This is a genomic window from Mesorhizobium sp. L48C026A00, from assembly GCF_000502375.1.
Taxonomy (GTDB): domain Bacteria; phylum Pseudomonadota; class Alphaproteobacteria; order Rhizobiales; family Rhizobiaceae; genus Mesorhizobium; species Mesorhizobium muleiense.
This window is the reverse complement of sequence record NZ_AYWU01000012.1, coordinates 1-20,362: the sequence shown is the minus strand read 5'-3', so window position 1 is coordinate 20,362 and position 20,362 is coordinate 1. Positions and strand designations below refer to the sequence as shown.

18 protein-coding genes and 3 pseudogenes are annotated in these 20,362 nt (G+C 63.3%); 9 read left to right on the top strand and 12 right to left on the bottom strand.

Annotated features, from left to right (window positions below):
- Window positions 1–28 precede the first annotated feature (28 nt).
- On the top strand, window positions 29–970 hold the full coding sequence (locus X738_RS62050; RefSeq protein ID WP_023800131.1) for an amidohydrolase family protein: 942 nt from the start codon (window positions 29–31) through the stop codon (window positions 968–970).
- On the opposite strand, the gene X738_RS62045 is transcribed toward X738_RS62050, so the two are convergent.
- From X738_RS62045 to X738_RS62030, 4 genes are read right to left on the bottom strand one after another with little or no spacing between them, the layout of a single operon-like run.
- Window positions 944–1,915 carry an ABC transporter permease gene (locus tag X738_RS62045; protein ID WP_156942609.1) on the bottom strand — a complete coding sequence of 324 codons (972 nt, stop codon included), beginning with the start codon at window positions 1,913–1,915 and terminating at the stop codon, window positions 944–946. The two genes, X738_RS62050 and X738_RS62045, sit on opposite strands and share 27 nt — an antisense overlap.
- Window positions 1,912–2,877: an ABC transporter permease gene (locus X738_RS62040; RefSeq protein ID WP_023800129.1), complete on the bottom strand. Its 966-nt coding sequence runs from the start codon at window positions 2,875–2,877 to the stop codon at window positions 1,912–1,914. The genes X738_RS62045 and X738_RS62040 overlap by 4 nt, the downstream gene beginning before the upstream one ends.
- Entirely contained in the window at window positions 2,874–4,382 is a 1,509-nt protein-coding gene (locus X738_RS62035) for a sugar ABC transporter ATP-binding protein (protein WP_031255328.1), read from the bottom strand. Before X738_RS62035 ends, X738_RS62040 begins: the two co-directional genes overlap by 4 nt.
- Window positions 4,383–4,401: 19 nt before the next feature.
- The gene (locus X738_RS62030) at window positions 4,402–5,454 is read right to left on the bottom strand and encodes an ABC transporter substrate-binding protein (protein ID WP_023800127.1); all 1,053 of its coding nucleotides are present in this window, start codon (window positions 5,452–5,454) and stop codon (window positions 4,402–4,404) included.
- Window positions 5,455–5,691: 237 nt separating this feature from the next.
- On the opposite strand from X738_RS62030, the gene X738_RS62025 reads away from it, so the two are divergent.
- Window positions 5,692–6,492 carry an IclR family transcriptional regulator gene (locus X738_RS62025; protein ID WP_023800126.1) on the top strand — a complete coding sequence of 267 codons (801 nt, stop codon included), beginning with the start codon at window positions 5,692–5,694 and terminating at the stop codon, window positions 6,490–6,492.
- 329 nt (window positions 6,493–6,821) lie between these two features.
- Here the strand turns inward: X738_RS62025 and X738_RS62020 are convergent.
- A pseudogene (locus tag X738_RS62020) lies at window positions 6,822–7,618 on the bottom strand (isopenicillin N synthase family dioxygenase).
- A 648-nt stretch (window positions 7,619–8,266) separates the two neighbouring features.
- Between X738_RS62020 and X738_RS62015 the strand changes: the two are divergent.
- Window positions 8,267–8,875: an SRPBCC family protein gene (locus tag X738_RS62015; RefSeq protein WP_023800123.1), complete on the top strand. Its 609-nt coding sequence runs from the start codon at window positions 8,267–8,269 to the stop codon at window positions 8,873–8,875.
- Window positions 8,876–9,189: 314 nt separating this feature from the next.
- On the opposite strand, the gene X738_RS62010 is transcribed toward X738_RS62015, so the two are convergent.
- The 3 genes from X738_RS62010 to X738_RS62000 all read right to left on the bottom strand — a co-directional run bounded on the left by X738_RS62010 (window position 9,190) and on the right by X738_RS62000 (window position 12,567).
- On the bottom strand, window positions 9,190–9,771 hold the full coding sequence (locus X738_RS62010) for a DUF1349 domain-containing protein (protein ID WP_023800121.1): 582 nt from the start codon (window positions 9,769–9,771) through the stop codon (window positions 9,190–9,192).
- A 77-nt stretch (window positions 9,772–9,848) separates the two neighbouring features.
- The gene (locus X738_RS62005; protein ID WP_023800120.1) at window positions 9,849–11,369 is read right to left on the bottom strand and encodes a S10 family peptidase; all 1,521 of its coding nucleotides are present in this window, start codon (window positions 11,367–11,369) and stop codon (window positions 9,849–9,851) included.
- A 100-nt stretch (window positions 11,370–11,469) separates the two neighbouring features.
- A complete protein-coding gene (locus X738_RS62000) occupies window positions 11,470–12,567 on the bottom strand; it encodes a lactonase family protein (RefSeq protein ID WP_023800119.1) in 1,098 nt (365 codons plus the stop codon).
- A 156-nt stretch (window positions 12,568–12,723) separates the two neighbouring features.
- Here X738_RS62000 and X738_RS87135 point away from each other — a divergent pair.
- From X738_RS87135 to X738_RS61990, 3 genes and pseudogenes are all read left to right on the top strand, one after another.
- Window positions 12,724–12,861 (top strand): annotated as a pseudogene (locus tag X738_RS87135) (amine oxidase); the annotation flags it as partial.
- A gap of 3 nt (window positions 12,862–12,864) precedes the next feature.
- A complete protein-coding gene (locus tag X738_RS61995) occupies window positions 12,865–14,025 on the top strand; it encodes a CaiB/BaiF CoA transferase family protein (RefSeq protein ID WP_023800117.1) in 1,161 nt (386 codons plus the stop codon).
- The gene (locus X738_RS61990; protein WP_023800116.1) at window positions 14,022–15,170 is read left to right on the top strand and encodes an extracellular solute-binding protein; all 1,149 of its coding nucleotides are present in this window, start codon (window positions 14,022–14,024) and stop codon (window positions 15,168–15,170) included. The genes X738_RS61995 and X738_RS61990 overlap by 4 nt, the downstream gene beginning before the upstream one ends.
- 19 nt (window positions 15,171–15,189) lie before the next feature.
- Here the strand turns inward: X738_RS61990 and X738_RS61985 are convergent, their stop codons facing one another.
- Together X738_RS61985 and X738_RS61980 are read right to left on the bottom strand one after the other, a co-directional pair.
- Window positions 15,190–16,026, bottom strand: coding sequence for an amidohydrolase family protein (locus tag X738_RS61985; protein ID WP_023800115.1), 837 nt, complete (start codon window positions 16,024–16,026; stop codon window positions 15,190–15,192).
- Between the two features lie 44 nt (window positions 16,027–16,070).
- Entirely contained in the window at window positions 16,071–16,871 is an 801-nt protein-coding gene (locus X738_RS61980; RefSeq protein ID WP_023800114.1) for an IclR family transcriptional regulator, read from the bottom strand.
- 150 nt (window positions 16,872–17,021) lie between these two features.
- Here X738_RS61980 and X738_RS61975 point away from each other — a divergent pair, with 150 nt between their 5' ends.
- Genes X738_RS61975 through X738_RS61965 form a run of 3 tightly spaced genes read left to right on the top strand, consistent with a single transcriptional unit; the run spans window position 17,022 to window position 18,881 of the window.
- Window positions 17,022–17,351 (top strand): L-rhamnose mutarotase, encoded by a 330-nt coding sequence (locus tag X738_RS61975; protein WP_023800113.1) that lies wholly within the window; start codon window positions 17,022–17,024, stop codon window positions 17,349–17,351.
- Entirely contained in the window at window positions 17,344–18,474 is a 1,131-nt protein-coding gene (locus X738_RS61970; RefSeq protein WP_023800112.1) for a Gfo/Idh/MocA family protein, read from the top strand. The genes X738_RS61975 and X738_RS61970 overlap by 8 nt, the downstream gene beginning before the upstream one ends.
- On the top strand, window positions 18,423–18,881 hold the full coding sequence (locus X738_RS61965) for a MaoC/PaaZ C-terminal domain-containing protein (RefSeq protein ID WP_023800111.1): 459 nt from the start codon (window positions 18,423–18,425) through the stop codon (window positions 18,879–18,881). Before X738_RS61970 ends, X738_RS61965 begins: the two co-directional genes overlap by 52 nt.
- Before the next feature lie 90 nt (window positions 18,882–18,971).
- Here the strand turns inward: X738_RS61965 and X738_RS61960 are convergent, their stop codons facing one another.
- Both X738_RS61960 and X738_RS61955 read right to left on the bottom strand, forming a co-directional pair.
- Entirely contained in the window at window positions 18,972–19,640 is a 669-nt protein-coding gene (locus X738_RS61960; RefSeq protein WP_023800110.1) for a Vgb family protein, read from the bottom strand.
- Between the two features lie 41 nt (window positions 19,641–19,681).
- Window positions 19,682–20,362, bottom strand: a pseudogene (locus X738_RS61955) (helix-turn-helix domain-containing protein); the annotation flags it as partial.

The window sequence follows — 20,362 nt, the reverse complement described above, 5'->3', positions numbered from 1 at the left end:
GATGCCGGCCACAGCATGAGAGAGATGCGTGTCAAAGCCGTACTCCGGACCGATCATCGATGCCCACCATCATCTTTGGGATCTCGGCCTCGGCCGCCATCCGTGGCTCGCCACAACGGCTGGCGAGCGCGGCGGCCTGGGCGAGCTTGGCCCGTTGCGGCGAAACTATCTTCCTGAGGATTATTTGCGCGACGCCAGCCGGCACAATGTCGTCGCCACAGTTCATGTCGAAGCCGGATGGGCCGGCGACGACTGCGTCGGCGAGACGCGGTGGCTTGAAACGCTCGAAAAGTCGCGGGGCGTGGCGGCCCGCTACGTCGTTCACGTTCCGCTGGCGAACCGCCAAGCCCCGGCGCTGGTCGAGGCGCAGGCGGCGTTCGACCGTGTCGTCGGCGTGCGCGACATACTGAGCTGGGATCCAGATCCTGCCCGCCGTTTCGCTGCCCGTGACGGCGTCATGAGCGATCCGGCCTGGCGCGCCGGCCTGTCCCTGCTTGCCGACCATCGGCTGGTCTTCGATCTCATGGTGTTTCCGCGCCAGCTCGCTGATGCCGCGCGCCTCGCAGCCGCCTATCCGAACCAGCCCTTTGTCCTCAACCACTGCGGCAGCCCGATCGACCGTGACGCCGACGGAATGCGGGCGTGGCGCGAAGCGCTTCGGCTTTTGTCGGAGCGCGACAACGTCGCCATCAAGATATCGGATCTGGTAGCCTACGATCATGATTGGACGCTCGACAGCTTGAAGCCGGTTGTCATGCATTGCATCGACTGTTTCGGCACGCATCGCGCGATGTTCGGCAGTGACTTCCCGGTGGCCGGTCTGCACGCGTCGTTCGATGCCGTATATGACAGCTTCAAGGCCATTGCCGGGGAGCTTTCCGCAGACGAGCAGACGGCGTTGTTCTTCGGCAATGCGAGGCGCATCTACCGGCTGGACGATATGTCATCGGCGGGCCTGCTCCCGGCCTGAGAGAAGCAGCAGCCCCAGGATCAGCGAACCGAACAGGATGCTGCGCCAGCCGGGTGATGCGTTGACGACGGTGATCAGAGCCGTGATCGTGACCAGCAGGACGGCGCCGGGGATGGTGCCGGCATAGGTGCCGAGCCCGCCGAGGATCGAGGTGCCGCCGAGCACGACGGCGGCAATCGAGGCAAGTAGATAGGGATCGCCGATCCCGACATAGCCTTGTCCGTTCATGCCGAGCACCAGCACGCCCGCAAGCCCGGACGTGAACCCGCTGATGCCGTAGACCGCCAGGGTGGTCGAAGCGATGGGGATGCCGGAGAGCGTCGCGGCGAGCGGGTTCGCGCCCATCGCGAAGAGCCGAGCGCCAAAGGATGTTGCATGCATTGCGGCCAGAACGATCACGGAGACGGCCACCCACAAAAGCACGCCTGCGGGTATACCGGCCGGCCGCGCATTGCCGAGCCAGCGCACCAGCGGGTTTTCGGCGGTCACGGCACTGCCGCCGGCGATGATGATCAGCAGGCCCTGCAGGAATGTCGCCATGGCCAGGGTCATGATCATCGGATGAACGCGCAACAGCGCCACGCCCAGCCCGTTCACCAGACCGATTGTCGTCGTCAGCGCAAGGACGGCAAGGACGGCGGTGAGCCCGGTCGGATCCGCCTGCCACGACAGCAGCGGCAGGCTGACGGCGCTCACCGTGACGATCGCCGCGACGGAAAGGTCGATGCCGCCGGCGATGACCACAAAGGTCTGCCCGGCTGCGACCAGGCCAATGACCGCGGCCAGTTCGACCAGATAGCGCAAGTGGCCATAGGCGCCGAAGCCGCGCGAGACGAAGCTCGCCGCGATCCACATCGCGGCGACGATGGCCAGGGTGAGGAAGGGCCGGCTGCGCAGGATCGTCAGGGCGCGCCTGCCGCTCACGGTCTCTTTCCATCCTGTCATTGCTGCACCTTGCGGAATTGCGGGATGGCGACCGCCCCGATGATGATGAGTCCCTGGGCGACATATTGGGCGACCGGCGTGAAGCCGAGGAAGAACATGACACTGATCATCAGACTGAGCAGCAGGCTACCGGCAAGCGCGCCGCGCATCGTGCCTTGACCGCCGAGGAAGCCGATACCGCCGAGCACGGCGGCGGCGATGGAATTCAGCGTGAAGGCGGTGCCGATGACCGGATCGCCCGAACCTGTTTGCGCGGCGACGAACAGGCCGGCGCCTGTGCAAAGCAGACCGCTGATCGCGTAAGCCGCTACCCACGCACCATCGACCGGCACGCCGGAGCGATAGGCGCCGACCGGATTCTCGCCGGCGGCATAAAGGCTCAAGCCAAGCGGTGTGGCGAGATAGAGTTTCCACAGAAGGACGATGAGCACCAGCAGGACGAAGGCCGCGGGCGTGTTGCCGGCAAGCAGTTCCGACAGCCACTCCGGAATGGTGCCGCCGGGTCGCGGCAGGATGAGCAGCGCAGCACCGCCGATGACGAAGGAGCCGGCGAGCGTCACCACGATAGAAGGCAAGCGAAGTTTTACGACGATCAACCCGGTCGCGCCACCGATGCCGATGCCGGCCAGCGCCACCGCAGCGGCACCGCCGGCTACGCCAAGCGGCCCAGTCATCGTCGTCGCGGCGATCACCGCGCCGAGGCTGACCATTGCGCCGATGGCCAGGCTGATGCCGCCGGTAAGCATCAGGATCGCCTGGGCCATGGCGACCAGCGCCAGCGGAAACCAGCTCTGGGTGAATTTGGCGAAGCCGGAAGCGGTCAACAGGCCGGGAAACAGGAAGCCGTAGGCGACGAGGAACGCCATGACCACGGCGAACAGGCCGCGCACACCGACATTGCGGCGCAGCTGAACCGGCCAGTAGAGAGCGCCGGCTTGCCTCGAGGAGGCCGCCGTGCTCATGCCGCCACCTTCTGGTGTTCGGCGCCCATCGCGGCGGAAACGATCGCTTCCTCGCTCAATGCGCCGCGCTCGAGCATGGCAACGATTTGGCCCTCACGGACCACCGCGACGCGGTCGCAAAGGTGCACCAGTTCGGGCGTGTCGGAGCTGAGCAGCACGACCGCCTTGCCGGCGGCGGCGAAGTTGCGAAGCATCATGTAGATTTCGCGCTTGGTCTCGACATCAACGCCGCGTGTCGGATCGTTGAGGAGAAGCGCAAGCGGGTGGTGCGGCATCCATTTCGCCAGCGCCACCTTCTGCTGGTTGCCGCCCGAGAGGGCCTGCGCCGGCCAGTCGAGGTCGCCCTTGATGCCAAGCTGGGCAGCGAGACCTCTTGCCGTCTCGCGCTCGGCACGGCGGCTGCGCAGCTTCAGCGCCGGCAGTCTTGCGAAAGCGGGCAGCATTAGGTTGGTGATAATGGAATGGATCAGGTGCAGGCCTTCGCGCTTGCGGTCGGCCGGGACATAGGCGAGGCCACGCGCGTTGGCTTTCGGCACACCGCTGGGCAGACCCGAAGCACCGTTGACGGTCGCGGATGCCGTCCTGGCCGGAATGGCGCCGTAAAGGCCAAGCAGCAAATCTTCCTGCCCTTGCCCGACCAGGCCTCCAATGCCGAGCACCTCGCCCGTCCTGATGTCGAGATCGACGTCGCGCATCAGGCCGGCCGAAAAATTGCGAACCGAGATGGCGTTGGCAGCCGATGCCGAAGCCTGCCACTGCGGAAAAAGGTCGCCGGGGTCGCGGCCGACCATCAGCCGTACCAGCCCGCCGGCGTCGGTTCCTTCCAGGCTGCGATCAGCCGTGCAGGTGCCGTCCTTCAGGACGGTGACATGCTGGCACAGTGCCATGACTTCGTTCAGCCGGTGCGAAATGTAGAGAATAGCGATACCCTCGCCGCGCAGCCTCTCCAGCAAGTCCGTCAGGACTTTCGTTTCGGTTGCCGAGAGCGACGAAGTGGGTTCGTCGAGAATGAGAACGCGCGGCCGGCGGTAAAGCGCCTTGGCTATCTCCACCATCTGCCGGCGGCCGAGCGACAAATGTCCGACTGGTATCGAGAGCGGTTCGTGAAGCCCGATAAGATCGCATGCTGCCCTGGCCCGCACGGCGAGTTCGGGATAGTCGAGCAAACCGAACCGGCGCGGATAGGCGCCAAGGCCGATGTTCTCGGCGATGGAGAGGCTGGCCGTCAGGCTGAGTTCCTGCTGGACGACGGCGATCCCGGCCTGTTGGGCATAGGCGGGGGTCATGCGCGACACTGGGCGCCCATCGACCTCGATCGCCCCGCCCTCCGGGCGCAAGGCACCGGACAACAGGTTGATCAGCGTCGACTTTCCGGCGCCGTTCTCGCCGAGCAGCGCATGCACGCGGCCGGGCTGGAGAGCGATGGAAACGTCGCGCAGGACAGGGTTGCCGAAGAAGGACTTCGACACCCCCCGCGCGGCAAGAAGCGGAGCCGTGGCCACCAATTTCTGCGACCTTCCAAGCTTATTGTTCAGCCAGCAGCTTCTTGAACAATTCCTCGTCGTAGGGCGAATAGATGTAGCCGTCAGCCGGAAAATCGGCCGCCCGGGCGAGGTACTGATCGATGTTGGAATTGTCGATCACCGGCAGCGGGATCTTGACGAAAGCCGGCACATCCTTGCCCTCCAGCGCCTGGACGGCGGTGTAGGTGGCAAAGGCGCCGAGCCAGTTCGGCTGCATGGTCGCCCAGCTCTTGAGGCCCTTTTCCTTCCAGAGCTCGAGGAACTGACGGGCGTTCTCGCCGGTGATCGGCACTTGTTCGCGGCCCTGCTTGTCGAGGGCGAGTACCGCGCCCGCAGACAAGGCGCCGCCGAGCGACAGAATTCCATCGATCTCGGAATTTGCGAACAGCAGGCTGGTGACGGCTTCCTGTGCAGGCGCGACATTATAGGGTGTATTCGTCTCGGCAAGGACCGTCACCTCAGGATGGGCCTTGAGCGCCGCGTCAGCGCCTTTGCGCCGATCGTCGCTGACCGAAACGCCGGCCGGGCCGTTGAGGACGAGAATCTTGCCCTTGCCGCCGATGGAGTCGATCAGGAACTTGGCCGCCTGATCGCCCCACTGCGCGGAATCGGTGTTGACCTTGGCTGTGACCTGGTCGGTGTCGACGAGGCTGTCGAAGTTGATGATGGCGATGCCCTTGGCGCAGGCGTCCGCCAGCACACGCGCCGGCGCGGTCGACGAGCCGGCAATCAGGATGATGGCGTCGACGTCGGAATCGATCATCGACTGGATCTGCTGGATCTGGACGTTGGCGTCGCCCTGGGCGTCGGTCACGACAAGCTTGTCGACCAGCCCCTGCTTCTTCAGCGTCTCGACTTCGGCTTCGATGGTGCCCTGTGTCTGTTTCATCCAGGTCGGCACGGAATAGATGTTGGCCCAGCCGATCGTGTACGGCGCCTTGCGGTCGCCCTTGATGCATTTGGCGGCGGCATTGGCCTGCGAATCGGCGCCGAAGCTCAACAGGAGACCGAGGCAAAGGGCACTGGCGGATGCGAAAAACGATGATTTCGTCATGATTGTTCCCTTCTGAGGTTATGCCGGACGTGCGGGATCGGGACGAGAAACCCTCCGGTTGCCGCATCCGGAAACCGCCCGTTTTCTCGTCAGAACTGTCTGCGCCAGGCTCATTATTGTCTGATATTTCAGACAATGTGTCTGTATATCGGACAAATGGGATGCTAGACTGAGCCTTGACATCTTTCAAGCGTCTTGAGACGAGAGCCGAATTGATTTTTTTGGGGATGCGGCGACATGAGCGATGGCGCCACTGGTCTGATCGAAACGGAAGCCGGCGCCGGGCCGCGCAATGGCGAACGCCGCCGTGGCATCGACCGCGTGATCGTGCTGCTGGAAGCGCTTTTGCGGCACCGCGCGCCGATGCGCGTCGGCGACGTCGCCAAGATGATCGGCGCACCGCGTTCGACCACCTACGAAATCGTCAACAGCCTGCTCGAAGCCGAAATGCTCGAAAACGTCGGGACGGAAGGCTACGTCTATTTCGGTCGGGCCATGCATCTGTTCGGCTGGGCCTATTCGCATCACAACGCCCACTATCGGCGCATCATAGAGACGCTGGACAGGATGGCCGCGGAGGCAGGCGAGACCGTGCAGTTGTGCGGCCTGCGCGGGAACAAATACATCGTTCTCGATTGCCGTGATTCTTCCGGCCCTTTCCGGATTTCAAGCGATGTCGGGGTCGAGGTGCCGATCCCGTGGACGGCGTCCGGGCGGCTCCTGCTCGGCCATATGAGCGAGCAAGAAGTGAAGGACTTCATCCCGCCTGGCGACTACAAGCTTCCCGACGGCCGCATCATTGCGCCGGCCGAATTCTTCAGCGATGTCGCTCTCGCCCGCCAGCAAGGTTTCAGCGAGACCACCGCCCTCGCCGACCGCTTCACGTGGTGCATGGCCGCGCCCATCCGCGATAGCTACGGCGCCATCAACAAGACCCTTTGCTTCGTGTTGCCGGTCGACACGCCGGAAGCGCGGCGCAGCGAATTGCTTGGCCTGCTGTGCGAACGCGCCCGTGGATTGTCGTTGGCGGGAAGCTAACGCATGTCGCCCAAAATTGCGCGGCGGTTTTGGGACGACATGCATGAAAACAGGAACTTAAAGCGCGTCGCGTGAATTCTCATGACGCGCTTTTTGAAGAATCGGCTCTGACGCCTTCGCCAAAAGGGAGCGCGAAAAAATGGCCGGGCTCGAATACGGCCCAGCCAAAAGAAGGTTACAACCTTCGGAGGGGAACGCCGTTCACGGGAATGGGAGGAAACCGCCGAACGGTGTTACCTGTTTGAGCTTGTTTGAGCGGGTTGGCGACGAACAAAATTCCAAAAGCCGGCGGGATAGCGAAAATTCCTGTTCTATTTGCTCTGACCTCTTCAGACGGGTGATGCCATTGTCTCAAGGAGATCGGCATAGTGCCGGCGCGCCACGTCAGGATGCGAGCGCAGGCGACTTTTCAGCACGTTGGTTCCGACGTCGCGAAACAGCGGGTTGTCCGGATCGCTCGCCGGTCCGCGCGCCTCGGCAGCCAGTTCTTCAGGCAGGGTGAGCAACGGGATCGTCGCATCGAGCCGGGCGCTGAAGAAGAATGGAACGGAAATTCGCTCGGTACCGGCCGCGGCGTCACGACACGGTGAACCGTTGCCCTGAGATAGCCGTTCGATGCCAGTTCGAGGAGTTCGCCGATGTTGACCACCAGCGTTCCGGGGATCGGATCCACATTCACCCAGCTTCCGTCATATTCGACCTGCAGCCCCTTGTTGTCGTCCTGAAGCAGGAGCGTCAGGAAACCGCCGTCCTTGTGTGCGCCGACACCCTGGTCGCCGCCGGTTGTGTCGCGCCCCTTTGGTATGGGTCGACGCTCGACGCCGATGTCGAGCTGTTCGCGCCAATCGGCCTTGCCCTTGGTCAGTTCGCCACCGGTACGCGTGTAGCCGCGGAATTGCGGGGACCTGACCATTTCGATGGCCAGCTTGTCGGCTTCCGGCAAGGCAAAGAACCGGCGCGAGGCGTCGAGCACCTCGTCGATCTCCACAGCCGAAATTCCATGGCCGCTGAGACAGAAGAAGCCGACATCGCGGGCCGCCGTGCGCAGGTCGAACAGAAAGGTCCGACGCTCCGATGCGCCCTGCTCAAGACGGCTGAGATCGAGCACCGGTACAATCCTGGCCATGATCGACTTCCTCCTGCCTCAGGCTTGGGATCAGGCTTTTACGGTGACACGCAGGTCGTTGCGATCAAAGCAACGCTCGATCCAATCTCGATGCCATTGACAGAAAGTCAGCGCTGCGTTTGGCGGCCGGCAGGCAAATAACGACCGAACGGCTGTTCCATGGCACAATGGCATCACGGCCAGGCGCTGCAATGTCATTGCACCAAAAGTTTCTGCGGTCTCAGTTTCGCCGGCCGTTCGCCCTCTCTTCAGGATGCTTGATTGCGAACGCTCAGATCACACGACACGGCGACGACGCGCCATAGCCGCTTTCAGCATCAGCGCGCGTCTTGACAAAATATTTTGTCAAGACGAAAATGAGTATGCTTGAGCTTTGGCGGGCGGCCGCATCGGCTCGTAGTGGCGTCGTACCGCACCCGGCCCCGACCGTGAGGACGGCAAACCCTGAAAGGAGTTCCCATGCCGATCAAGAAAGATGAAACTGGAAAGCGTTGGGTCGAGATGGAATTCATCACACCCGAGCAGGTGTGGCGGGCCATTGCGACGGGTCCCGGCAACACTGCCTGATTCACAAAAACCACGATCGACGAGCATGTCGGCGGCAGGCTTCATTTCGACTTCGGTCCCAATGGCGCGTCCACCGGCGAAGTGACGATTTGGGAGCCGCCGTTCCGTTTCGGCTATGTCGAACGCGAGTGGAGCGAAGGCGCGCCGCCTGTCGCAACGGAGATCACCGTGACCAGCCGGTCGGGTGATCGTTGCGTTGTCCGCATGGTCCATTCGCTGTTTGCCTCGACCGACGATTGGGATGATCAGTTGGAAGGATTCGAGAGCGGCTGGCCCGGCTTTTTCGAGGTGCTGCGCATTTACCTTTCGCACTTCGCCGGCGAAAACGCCGCCAGTTTCAGCGTCATGGCCAGCACGAAGGCCGACCAGCTCTCGATTTGGAGGCAACTTACCGAGACGCTCGGACTGGCCGGCGCAAATGTCGGCGAGCAGCGGAATGGCCCGCAGCAGCCGGAGAGACTATCCGGCATAGTCGAACGCGTGCGGCAGGACGACAAGCAGGGCTTCATCGCGCTGCGCCTGACTACACCTGCTCCCGGCATTGCCCTGATCGGAACCTATGATATCGATGGCAGCGCAAACGCCAGCATGGCCCTGTATCTTTATGGCGAGGACGCCGAACAGCGCGCCGCCGAGGGCGAGCCCAAGTGGCGGAACTGGTTTGGCGAAACTTTCAAGCATCCGGGCTGACGGATGCTACTGGATCGGCCGGCCAGAAGGTCGGCCGCCTGCGCAAGGCTCCTACCATAGCGCATATACATCGGAGAGTCTGATGAAGGTCGCCAGTGAGGCAACAGCCTCGCTATCCGTATTCCTGCAGTAGTCGCGCGCAAACCTGCGCGCGAGGAATTACTGAAGCGGCTTCGCGCCTTCCGCGGCCGCCTTCCCGCCGATTTCAAGTTCGACCGGGATGAGGCGAATGCCCGGTAGCTTCTTCGACCGCACAATTCGGCTGTCGGAACGATACTGCTGTGAAAGCGGCCCCGATCCGCTGACAGGACGCGTCAGTCGTGGAGTTCCCTCGAGATCGCCGGACCGACTGAAAAATCGCTGAATGTGACTTCGAAACCTTCACGTTGCGGCGAACAGCACATCATGCCGACATCGACTGTTTTCGAGGGCGGGAAGTAGGCGAGCCGCACCGGCTTCCAGCGATGGTCGGAGGCATCGCGATACTGAACGCGGATTGTCTCGGCATGGCGGGTCAGCCGGATCCTGACTCCGTCCGGACCGGCCGGGATGCTGACCAACGACCAGTCGGAAGCATCATTGGTGACGACGACGGAAAAATAGGCGAGCCCGTCGGTGAACTCGATGCCGGCCTTGACCCAATGCGTCTCGCTCAGCCGGACCATCAAACCGGCCTGATCATACAGCACCTTGTAGTCGCCCTTGACGGTGACCTCGGCGCTGAAATCGCCCTCGATCTGCCGGTAGAGGAAGTGGCCATTGTCACGCCAGAAGTCATAAAAAGTCTCGCGCCAGAAATCGGTTTCCTTGCCGGTCCGAACATGCACGGTGCTGTCGCCGAAGGCATGATGCGGTGGCGGGTTGAGCCAGGTCAGTTCTGCAGGCTCGGATGTCATCGACTTGTTCGCCTCGCCGGTTCGTGTTGCGTCATCCGCCTCTCATGCGACGAGGCGGATTTGTCTCTTTTACGCGCTCATTTCAGCGCTTGGTAAAGCTCGGACGCGGCCTCTCTCAGCGCGCGCCGGCTCTCCGGCCTGAAATACATCATGTGGCCGCCTTCCAGCAGTTCGAGGCGGATAGGCTTTGCGCCGGGAAGCGAAGGAACCTGGCCGACAAGATAGCGTGACACCAGATAAGGTGTCACCAGGTCGGTGTAGCCGTTGACGATCAAAACACCGAGGCCGGGATTTAACGCGCGCGCCTGCTGAAGGTCATCCATCACGCCGGTATAGCCCTGACGCGTCGGGCTCGTCCCGTAATCCCAATTTCCGCTGATTTCACGGTTGAGAAGCCGATAGCTTAGATCGGTGCGGAATTTCAATTCCTCCCTGATATAGCTGACAAAGGCGGAAGTCAGCGCCGGCACGCTTCGGTCGAGCACCGGATCAGGACCGCTGGGCCTTGGACTTTCCGGGGCAACGTCTGCCGTTTCGATCGTGCCGTCATAGACGCTGAGAACATTGCCCCTTGCCCGCGCAAACTCCTTGGCGAAGAGCGCGGTGGGAATGCGTGCAAAGTTTCGTTTCACGATTTCGAGCGGCAGGCCGGTGATTTCGGCAACGCGCGGGCTCGCCAGACGCCCGCCCTGTTCGAGCCCGCTGGCAAGCGCGACGAGATAGTCGCCAAGCGCATAGCGTTCGACATCGGCCAACCGCTCCTGCAGTTCAGAACCGGTGACGCTTTGGCTGCGCAGGCGCACCGCCGCCAGCGACGGCAGCTCAAGCGCCCAGTGAAGCGGCTGGAACTCGTCGGGCCGCACGAGCGTGAATTCGAGCGCCGGCGAGATGAGCACGATGCCGCGAGGGCTGATGCCGATATCATCCTGGAGCGTCTTGGCGAGCAGTGCCGCCCGAAACCCGCCATAGCTTTCGCCGGCAAGAAACACCGGCGACGCCGTGCGACCCGCCTGTGCCAGATAGAGCCGGATGAATGCGCCCATCGCGGCGGCGTCCTGGTTGACGCCCCAGAAGCTGCGTGCCTCGGTGCCGGGTGCTTCGCGGCTGTAACCGGTTCCCACGGGATCAACAAAGACCAGGTCGGTCATGTCGAGCCAGGTGTTCGAGTTGTCCAAAAGCCGCTGCGGCGGTGGGAGAAAACTTCCATCGGCCGCTGTCGCCATCACGCGTGGACCGAGCGCGCCAAGATGCAGATAGGCGGAAGCCGCTCCGGGACCACCGTTGAATACGAAAGTGATCGGGCGGCGGGGATCAGGTTCCCGGCTTGGCTCGGGACGCAGGGTGTAGGCGACATGAAAGATTTCCGCGGTGACGTCGCCCTTGCCGGATAGCAATGACAGCGTGCCGGCCCTTGCCTGATAGTTGAGCGTGCGTCCCGCGATCACGATCGAATGATCTGAGACCTGGGGCGGCGGGAGCAGCGACAGAACGCCGCCCGAAGGCGACGTCCGCTCGGCCACTTGCGCATGGCCGGCTGGAAGGCCGCCGACCAGCAGCAGCAGCATAGCAAGGGTGATTTCTAGCAGCTTGGTACGCATGAAGACTCCGCAGCGGAACGACTGAAAGCTACCACGCTGATGGCTCAGCCGAAATCACAGGACCGTGCGCGCCCTCGCTGCTGGAAGAAGACCAGGGCTTTCAACGCACGATCTTCACGCACATCGGCGTGCCGATTTCGATAAACCGCCCGGTGTCGGCCAGCCGGCCCGTGGCCGCATCGCGTGCAAGAATCGAGATGCGGTCGGCGTTCTGGTTGGCCGAGAAGAGATGGCGACCTGAGGGCGTCAGTGCCAGATTGCGTGGCGTAGCGCCCCCGCATGGCGCATGGTCGACCAGCGCGAGCGTGCCCGTCTGCTGGTCGACAGAAAACACCACGACACTGTCATGGCCGCGGTTGGAGCCATAGAGGAAGCGGCCGTCGGGCGAGATCTGGATGTCGGCGCAATGATTGCCGTCGCGCGCCGCGGCCGGCACGGCCGGCTTCTTGTCGATCTCGGTGAGCCTGCCTGACGCTTCGTCCAGCGCAAGCGAGACGACCGTCGAATCCAGTTCGTTCATGACGAACACGAAGCGCCCGCCAGGATGCAGCGCCACGTGACGTGGCCCGGCGCCGGGCGCAAGCGCCGACTCCGCCAGTCTGGTCAGGCCGCCGTCAGGCCCGATGCGGTACGAGACAAGCCGATCGATGCCGAGATCGGCGACGATCGCCACGCCACCGGCAATCGTCTCGGTGACGCTGTGGGCATGGGGACGTTCCTGACGAACTGCGTCGGGACCAGTTCCGCTATGGGCAACGCTCGACAACGGCACGGTCAAGCCGCCATCGTCGCGCAGTCCGTAGACGACGAGCGAGCGATCGGGACCGCCTTCGCCCATGCCGTAATTGGCGACCAGGAGCTTCGTCCCGTCGCGCGTGACGGTGTTGTGCGCCGTGATGCTGCCAAGCGTCGGCTGCTTGTTGATGTAGGAAAGCGTGCCAGTTTGCCTGTCGAAGCGGTAGGCCGAGACCACACCTTCGCGCCAGGTGAACACTTCGGAGTTGGCATAGACATGGGAGCCGCCCGGCGTCACCGACAGGAAGGTCGGATTGTCGACGTCTCCCGTTTCGGCCAGTTTCCTCGTCTCCAGCGTCTCTTCGTCGAAACTGTAGACGCTGAGCCCGACGCCGCGCGCGCCCTGAAAATAAGGCGCCTCGCGGTTGAGGCTGCCGACGAAGACCAGACAGGCGTCCTGCATGGAAATCCCCCTTGTTCCGCCGACACCCAGCCGCAGCGGATCGCGGCAAATTTCGCTTGTTCACGCTTGAAATACAATCCCATATGTGAAAATGCTATTCACTAGAGAAGATCAACGCAGGGAACCGATCGTGCGATCCAATCTCGACACGAAACCCAATACAAGGAGATGGGGCTGATCCGCGCCAGCTATGAAGTCTTCAAGAGTGAAGGAGAGCTCGTGCTTTATTGCGAGCACCTGCAGACGGTGAAGTGCCGGAATCCGGCCGATTTCGCCGGCAAGACGGAGACATAGGCGATGGCTGCCATTGCCGAATTGCCGCTGACCGGGCTCGTCGTCGTCGACATGAGCCAGTTCCTGTCCGGGCCCTACTGCTCGCTGCGGCTGCTCGACCTTGGCGCCCGTGTCATCAAGATCGAGCGCCCCGATGGGGGTGACCTGTCGCGCCGGCTCTATCTCAGCGACACCGAGATCGGCGGCGATTCCACCAGCTTCCACGCCATCAACCGGGCCAAGGAAAGCTTTGCCATCGACCTCAAGGACAAGGCCGATCTGGCGGCGCTGCGCAGCCTGCTGGCCAAGGCCGACGTGCTGATCCAGAATTTCCGGCCCGGCGTCATCGAGCGCCTTGGCCTTGACTACGAGGCGGTGCGCAAGATCAATCCACGCCTGGTCTATGCCTCGATCAGCGGCTATGGCGAGGAGGGCCCCTGGGTCAAGCGTCCCGGGCAGGATCTGCTGGCGCAGGCGCGTTCCGGCGTGATGTGGCTGAACGGCGACGAGGACCAGGGACCGGTGCCGTTCGGCCTGGCGATCGCCGACATGCTGGCGGGCGCCGCCGCCGCGCAAGGCATCCTTGCCGCACTGGTGCGGCGCGGCGTGACCGGCACCGGCAGCCATGTCGAGACCAGCCTGCTCGAAGCGCTGGTCGATTTTCAGTTCGAGGTGCTGACCACGCATCTCAACGACGGACGCCGCGTGCCGCGACGATCGGCCTTCCGCAGCGCCCATGCCTATCTGTCGGCGCCTTACGGCGTCTATCCGGCCAAGGACGGATATCTGGCGATCGCGATGACGCCGATCCCGAAGCTGGCCGACCTTTTGGAACTCGAACAGCTTGCGCCCTTTCGCGATCAGCCGTCGACCTGGTTCACCGCCCGCGACGAGATCAAGGCGATCATTGCGCAAAAAATCGCGACGAAAGCCGTCGACGAATGGCTTGCCATCCTCGAGCCCGCCGACATCTGGTGCGCCAAGGTGCTGACCTGGCCGGAAATGATGGCCAGCGAAGGTTTTCAGGTGCTCGACATGCTGCAGACAGTGACGCGCGAGGACGACGTCTCGATCCTCACCACGCGTTCGCCGCTGCGGGTCGATGGCGTCCGCGCCAAGGTCGAGCGGGCGGCGCCGCGCATCGGCGAGCACAGCGCAAAGATCCGCGAAGAATTCGGGCTGTGAGCGACGTGACGCTCAAAGGCATGACCTGGAGCCATCCGCGCGGCTACGACCCGATGGTCGCCTGTTCGGGACTGTGGAAGCAGCAGACCGGCGTCAACATCGAATGGGACAAGCGCTCGCTGCAGGATTTCGAATCGTTTCCGGTCGAGGACCTGGCCCGTGCCTACGATTTGATCGTCATCGATCATCCGCATGTCGGCCAGATCACCGCCGAGACTTGTCTGGCGCCGCTCGACGTTGTGGGGCGTGAAGAGGAACGCGCGGCACTGGCGGCAGGCAGCGTCGGCCAGTCCTATCCTAGCTACAACTGGCAAGGCCGGCAGTGGGCGTTTCCGATCGACACGGCCAGCCAGGTGCAGGCGTGGCGGCCGGACATGCTTTCCGCCGCGCCGGCGAACTGGTCCGAGGTGCTCGACCTGGCGCGGCAAGGCCGCGTGTTGCTGCCGCTCAGGCCGCCGCATTCGCTGATGGTGTTCTACACGCTTGCCGGCAATCTCGGCAGGCCCGCCGTCGAAGAGCCTGGCGACCACATAAACCCTGACATCGGCGGCCGCGTTTTCGAGATGATGCGCGAGATCGCGGCTCTCGTCGATCCGACCTGCCTTGGCATGGACCCGATCGGCGTCCTGGAGGAGATGGCCAGCTCCGGCACGCGGATCGCCTGCGCGCCGCTGATCTACGGCTATGTTTCCTATGCCATCGCCGGATTCCGCAGCAGCCGCCTTGCCTTCGCCGACATTCCGCCTGCCGGCGACGCCGGTGTAGTCGGGTCGGCGCTCGGCGGAACCGGCATTGCCGTGTCGGCCTTTTCGAAGGCCACGCAAGAGGCCATCGACTTTGCCTACTGGATCGCCAGCGGCGAGGTGCAGCGCGGCCCCTATGCGTCGGCCGGCGGCCAGCCCGGCCATGCCGCAGCCTGGGACGACGCCGCCGTCAACGCAGCCGCCGGCAATTTCTACAAGGACACCCGCGCCACGCTCGAGAGGGCCTGGGTCAGGCCACGCCACGATGGCTACATGGCCTTCCAGCAGGCGGCCTCCGATCGTATCAATCTCGGCCTGACCGAAAGGCACGATGCCGGCCGCGTCGTCGCCGATCTCAATCGCCTGTTTGTGAAGAGTCTCCGGCACCCGGCGCTGAGATGAGGCAGAGTTCGCTAACTTCTCACAAACGCCAAAGCCGCTTCGCATTGGCGGAGAGCAGCTTTTGCCGTTCATCGATGCTTGCACCGCCGAGCAGTGCATGCGTCGCCGCAATCCAGGTCGCAAGCCCGCCGCCAAGCGTGCAGACCGGCCAGTCGCTGCCCCACACGACGCGGTCCCAGCCAAAGCATTCGATGGTGTGCTCGACATAGGAACGCAGCGTTTCGACAGCCCAGGATCCAGCGTCCGCATAGGCGACCACACCGGAAATTTTGCCGACGACGTTCGGGCGCCGCGCAATCTCCGCCATATGCTCGCGCCAGGGATGCTCACTGTTGCCCTTGATGTCGGGCACGCCGCAATGGTCGAGCACGAACTGCACGTCCGGCGCGAGGTCGGCAAGCGCAATCGCCTTGGGGATCTGATGCGGCAGGACGACGAGGTCGAATGTCAGTTTGGTGCCGTCAAGCCGCTTGATGTTTTCGCGAAACAGCACGCCTTCCGAAAGCTCGTCCGGCACGACGTGGAGCACACGGCGAAAACCCCTGACGAAAGGATCGGCGCGCTGGCGCTCGACATAGGCGGCAAAGCCCGGCTCTTCCGGACGGCAGGAGGCTATTGCCCCGCGCAGCAAGCTGTCCTTCTGGTGTGACAGCGCCTTTACGTGACTGGTCTCAGCCTCGATATCGGCTGGATCGACATCGACCTCCATGTGCAACGCGCCCTCTATGCCGGCGCGGCGAGCCTGGACTGCATATTCGTCGTAGGGGAAATCGCGGTTTAGTGCCGGCACGCCGGAGAGCCAAGGATAGCGCAGCGCCGACTGGTCGATCAGATGCAGATGGGTATCGAAGATCATAACGGCGCGCTCCTCTGCATTTTCCCGATCAGGAAATTCTTCGTTCAAACAAGACTCTGTTTCGCCTGCCTGGCCGCGGCTCCCGCCAGTTGCGATAGCTTTTCAGTCGCTGCCAGCAACAGTTCTATCGTCCCGGTGATATCGGGCGCCTTGGGTGCGTTGACCAGAGTTACGTAGGGGATCGACAGCGCCGCGATCGCCCTGCCGTCCGAGCCAAGCACGGGTGCCGACAGGTTGAACACACCGGCGGTCTGCATCGACGCCATCATCTCATAGCCGCGTTCACGAATCTGGTCGAGACGGGCAAAGAAGTCCGGCGATTGAGGCGGCTTGTGGGTGCTGCGCAGATGTTCGGAGATCATCATCCGCCGCTCTTCCCACGAGCGGAACGCCAGCAGCACATGTCCGGAGCCGGTGTCGAACAGGCTGACATGCGCGCCGACGCGTATCGAGATGCCCCAATAGTCCGGCGCCTCCTGCTGGGCGATCACCACCGCAGAACCGCGGTCGAAGACGACAAGCTGGTTTGACTGCTGCGAGGCCTCGGCAAGCTCACGCATCAGCGGCGTCGCATAGGAAACCAGCCGCCGCACCGGCGCGTGCAGTTGCGCCAGGCCAAACAGCTTGAGCGTCAGCGAGTAACGGTCGCCATCCAGCCGCGTGACGTAGCCGCGCCGCACCAGCCGGTCCAGCATGCGGTAGAACTCGTTGGGGCTGCGGTCGAGCTTTTTGGCGATTTCCGCCTGGGTCAGGCCGCCATCGACGCCGGCCAGAAGCTCAAGGATGTCGAGACCCTTGTCGAGCGCCGGCGCGCGATAGCGGTCATCGTCCTCGTCCTCCGCCATAGTCACTCCCCGTGGTCAGCATCCGAAAGGACCATCGGCTTGGTGATTGTGTAAATTATTTGTTTGTATGTAAATAGTGGGCAGATCACCGCCGGTGCAACGCAACACATCGCGGCATTCATAACGACCATAGTGAAACAGGAGCCGGACATGCAGCGGATGGCAATGGTGCTCGGCCTCAAGCCGGAAAAGATCGCCGAATATGTGCGGCTTCACGCAGCCGTCTGGCCTGAAGTGCTGGCGATGATTTCCGCCTGCAACATCAGGAACTATTCGATCTATCTCAAGGAGCCGGAGCACCTCTTGTTCAGCACTTTCGAGTACCACGGCACCGACTATGCCGCCGACATGGCGAAGATGGCCGCCGATCCCAAGACGCAGGAATGGTGGGCGCTGTGCATGCCTTGCCAGGAGCCGCTGCCGACCCGCAAGGAGGGCGAATGGTGGGCATCGATGGACGAAGTCTTCCATCATGACTGATGGCGTTTTCGACCCAGCCTGGCTCTCCCAGTCCTGGGCGAAGCCATCGAAGCCGCGGCCGATCGTGATTTTCGGCGCCGGCTCGATCGTCGGCGACGCGCATTTCCCGGCCTATGGGAAAGCCGGCTTTCCGGTCGCCGGGCTTTTCGATCCAGACCACGCCAAGGCGGAAAAACTCGCGGCCAACTGGGGCGTCACCGCTTACCGGTCGATCGAGGAGGCTACTTCAATCGACGGCGTCATCTTCGACCTGGCGACGCCGCCGGCTCATCATGCCGGCGTGCTCAGGGCGTTGCCCGACGGCGCCGTAGCGCTGATCCAGAAGCCGATGGGCAGCGACCTCAGCGAGGCGAGCGAGATCCTCGAAATCTGCCGCGCCAAGAAGCTGAAGGCGGCGGTGAATTTCCAGCTTCGCTTCGCGCCGATGATGCTGGCGCTGAAGGATGCGATCGCCAGGAGCTGGCTCGGCGACGTGGTCGATTTCGACGCATGGCTGGCGCTGGCAACACCCTGGCAACTGTGGGAATTCCTGCTGAAGGCGCCGCGCGTCGAGATCGCCATGCATTCGATTCATTATCTCGACCTGATCCGGCAATTGCTCGGCGATCCCAAGGGCGTTCACGCCAAGACGCTCGGTCATCCCGGCCATAAGGTCGCGCAAACCCGCACCAGCGCGATCCTCGACTATGGCGACACAGTGCGCTGTGCGCTGTCGATCAATCATGATCATAAATTTGGCCGAAAACACCAGGCCTGCGAGTTCCGCATCTGCGGAACCGAGGGCGCCGCCTATCTCAAGCTCGGGCTCAACCTCGACTATCCGCGCGGCGAGCCCGATATCCTTGAAATCTATCCGAAGGGCGGCTCAGACTGGGTCACGGTGCCGCTCGTCGGCGAATGGTTTCCGGACGCCTTCGTCGGCCGCATGGCCAATGTCCAACGCTACGCCTCAGGCGAAGACGCCGAGCTTGTCAGTTCCGTCGAGGACGCCTGGAGCACAATGGCGCTGGTCGAAGCTGCCTACCAATCGAGCGCGGCGCCGGCAACACCCGATCGCGGTGAGGCCCTGACATGGAGCAGACTGTCTATTTCGAGGATTACCAGATCGGCTCGTCGCGCATGACCAGCGGGCGCACCATCACCGAGACCGACTTCGTCGTGCATGCCGGCCATACCGGCGATTTCTTCCCTCACCACATGGACGCCGAGTTCATGAAGACGACGCCGTTCGGCCAGCGCATCGCCCATGGCACGCTGGTCTTCTCGGTCGGCGTCGGACTGACGGCAAGCGTCATCAACCCTGTCGCGTTCTCCTATGGCTATGACAGGTTGCGCTTCATCAAGCCGGTGTTCATCGGCGATACGATCAAGACCCGCACCACCATCTCGGCCAAGCAAGACGACCCAAAGCGGCCGGAGTCGGGTCGCGTCATCGAGCGCTGCGAGGTGATCAACCAGCATGGCGATGTGGTCCTAGTTGCCGACCACATCTACATCGTCGAGCGCCGCGACAAGCCCAACAGCGCTTAAGGGCTCCAGCGATCCGGTCCGCCGCATTGATGACCGCTCCCGGCGGACGGTTCGTCAAAGCGGAAAGCGCGCCCGCGAGGGCCGCTTCGGTTACTTGCTCGTCGGGTCGACCGGGGTTTTGGAGCCTCGCCTGGGTCGGCGGATGGCTCTCACCTTGCCGCTGTTTCCACCGCCGCAGAAGAACTGATCGCCACCATCGGACTCGAGCCCCGACACGCCTGTTCCAGGCGGCATATCAAGCTTCTCCAGGACCTTTCCGGTTTCAGGATCTATCCGCCTGACGTCGCTCTCGTCACCTTCCCAGGTGCCGTGCCAGAGTTCGCCGTCGATCCAGGTGACCCCTGTGACGATACGGTTGGAATCGATTATGCGAAGAACTGCCCCTGTCTGGGGGTCGATCTGATGGATTTTGCGACCGCGATTCTGCCCCACCCAAAGTGAGCCTTCGGCCCAGGCGAGTCCGGAGTCGCCGCCGCCACCTGGCGCCGGAATCGTGGCGAGTACGCGGCCAGTGTTGGGATCGATCTTCTGAATGCGATCTTCGGCGATCTGGAACAGGTGCTGGCCGTCGAAGGCCGTTCCTGCGTGCGCGGCGACATCGATCGCGCGCACCACCTTGCCGCTCGCAGGATCCAGGGCGTTCAGTCTGTCTCCTGACGCAAACCAGACGTGCTGACCGTCGAACGTAACCCCAGCCACCTGGTCGACACCCGGAAAGGGTCCATATTCGCGGAGGACTTCGGCTGCAGATCGTTTCATGCTTCTCCTCCAGGCTCAGATCTGTTGACTTGTCCACGACACTAGTAACCCGACAGTGAGCCGGGGAGTAACAAGATTGTCGGGAATCCCGGCACCGGCGGGGTCATCCAGCGGCGCGCTCGCCCGCGGCCGAACGACTGCACCTTGCCTGCTGCCGCAAGCTGCTCGAGCGAGCGCTGCACGGTGCGCGAGCTGGCTCCGAGCGCAATTGCGAGCGCCGAGCTCGACCACGACTCGCCGTCGGCGAGGAAGGCGAGCACCGCTGCATGCGGCTCGTCGGCGGGCGGCGCCAGCACCACGACATCGCGTGGGCGGCGCGGCTTAAGCGCAAAGCCTCGCTTGGTCGCGCTCACATCCGCCAGTGACCGCAACTCCACCCGAAGCCGACCGACTTCGACCCGCAACCGGGCGCGATGCGATTCATCGGCGTGCTTGCCGCCGAAGGCGCGTGCGACGAGCGTGCTCCGCGGCACGTCTGCGGGCCAGGCTTCGCCCAGCGTGCGCGCAAGCGCGAACAGGACCGGGCGCGTCGCGAGCGAGACGATCATGCCGGCGTCCCGCATGACATTGCGGCAGGCGTCGACCACGAGCGCCCCCGACGCCAGCAGCGCTTCGACCTCCTCGAGCAGGAGCGGGCGCTCCACACCGCGCGCGATCAGCCGCGCCGCGGGCGTGTTCATCACCAGGGATGCGCCTTCAACCTCGGCCGTCAGCGCTGGAAT

What these genes read in the sequence shown, in the direction of transcription:
- X738_RS61980 (WP_023800114.1), bottom strand. Translation starts at nt 16,871, where the DNA reads ATGGCGGAGGACGAGGACGATGACCGCTATCGCGCGCCGGCGCTCGAC.
- X738_RS61995 (WP_023800117.1), top strand. Translation starts at nt 12,865, where the DNA reads ATGGCTGCCATTGCCGAATTGCCGCTGACCGGGCTCGTCGTCGTCGAC.
- X738_RS61970 (WP_023800112.1), top strand. Translation starts at nt 17,344, where the DNA reads ATGACTGATGGCGTTTTCGACCCAGCCTGGCTCTCCCAGTCCTGGGCG.
- X738_RS62025 (WP_023800126.1), top strand. Translation starts at nt 5,692, where the DNA reads ATGAGCGATGGCGCCACTGGTCTGATCGAAACGGAAGCCGGCGCCGGG.
- X738_RS62005 (WP_023800120.1), bottom strand. Translation starts at nt 11,369, where the DNA reads ATGCGTACCAAGCTGCTAGAAATCACCCTTGCTATGCTGCTGCTGCTG.
- X738_RS62010 (WP_023800121.1), bottom strand. Translation starts at nt 9,771, where the DNA reads ATGACATCCGAGCCTGCAGAACTGACCTGGCTCAACCCGCCACCGCAT.
- X738_RS61985 (WP_023800115.1), bottom strand. Translation starts at nt 16,026, where the DNA reads ATGATCTTCGATACCCATCTGCATCTGATCGACCAGTCGGCGCTGCGC.
- X738_RS61960 (WP_023800110.1), bottom strand. Translation starts at nt 19,640, where the DNA reads ATGAAACGATCTGCAGCCGAAGTCCTCCGCGAATATGGACCCTTTCCG.
- X738_RS62000 (WP_023800119.1), bottom strand. Translation starts at nt 12,567, where the DNA reads ATGCAGGACGCCTGTCTGGTCTTCGTCGGCAGCCTCAACCGCGAGGCG.
- X738_RS62045 (WP_156942609.1), bottom strand. Translation starts at nt 1,915, where the DNA reads ATGACAGGATGGAAAGAGACCGTGAGCGGCAGGCGCGCCCTGACGATC.
- X738_RS62040 (WP_023800129.1), bottom strand. Translation starts at nt 2,877, where the DNA reads ATGAGCACGGCGGCCTCCTCGAGGCAAGCCGGCGCTCTCTACTGGCCG.
- X738_RS62030 (WP_023800127.1), bottom strand. Translation starts at nt 5,454, where the DNA reads ATGACGAAATCATCGTTTTTCGCATCCGCCAGTGCCCTTTGCCTCGGT.
- X738_RS61975 (WP_023800113.1), top strand. Translation starts at nt 17,022, where the DNA reads ATGCAGCGGATGGCAATGGTGCTCGGCCTCAAGCCGGAAAAGATCGCC.
- X738_RS61965 (WP_023800111.1), top strand. Translation starts at nt 18,423, where the DNA reads ATGGAGCAGACTGTCTATTTCGAGGATTACCAGATCGGCTCGTCGCGC.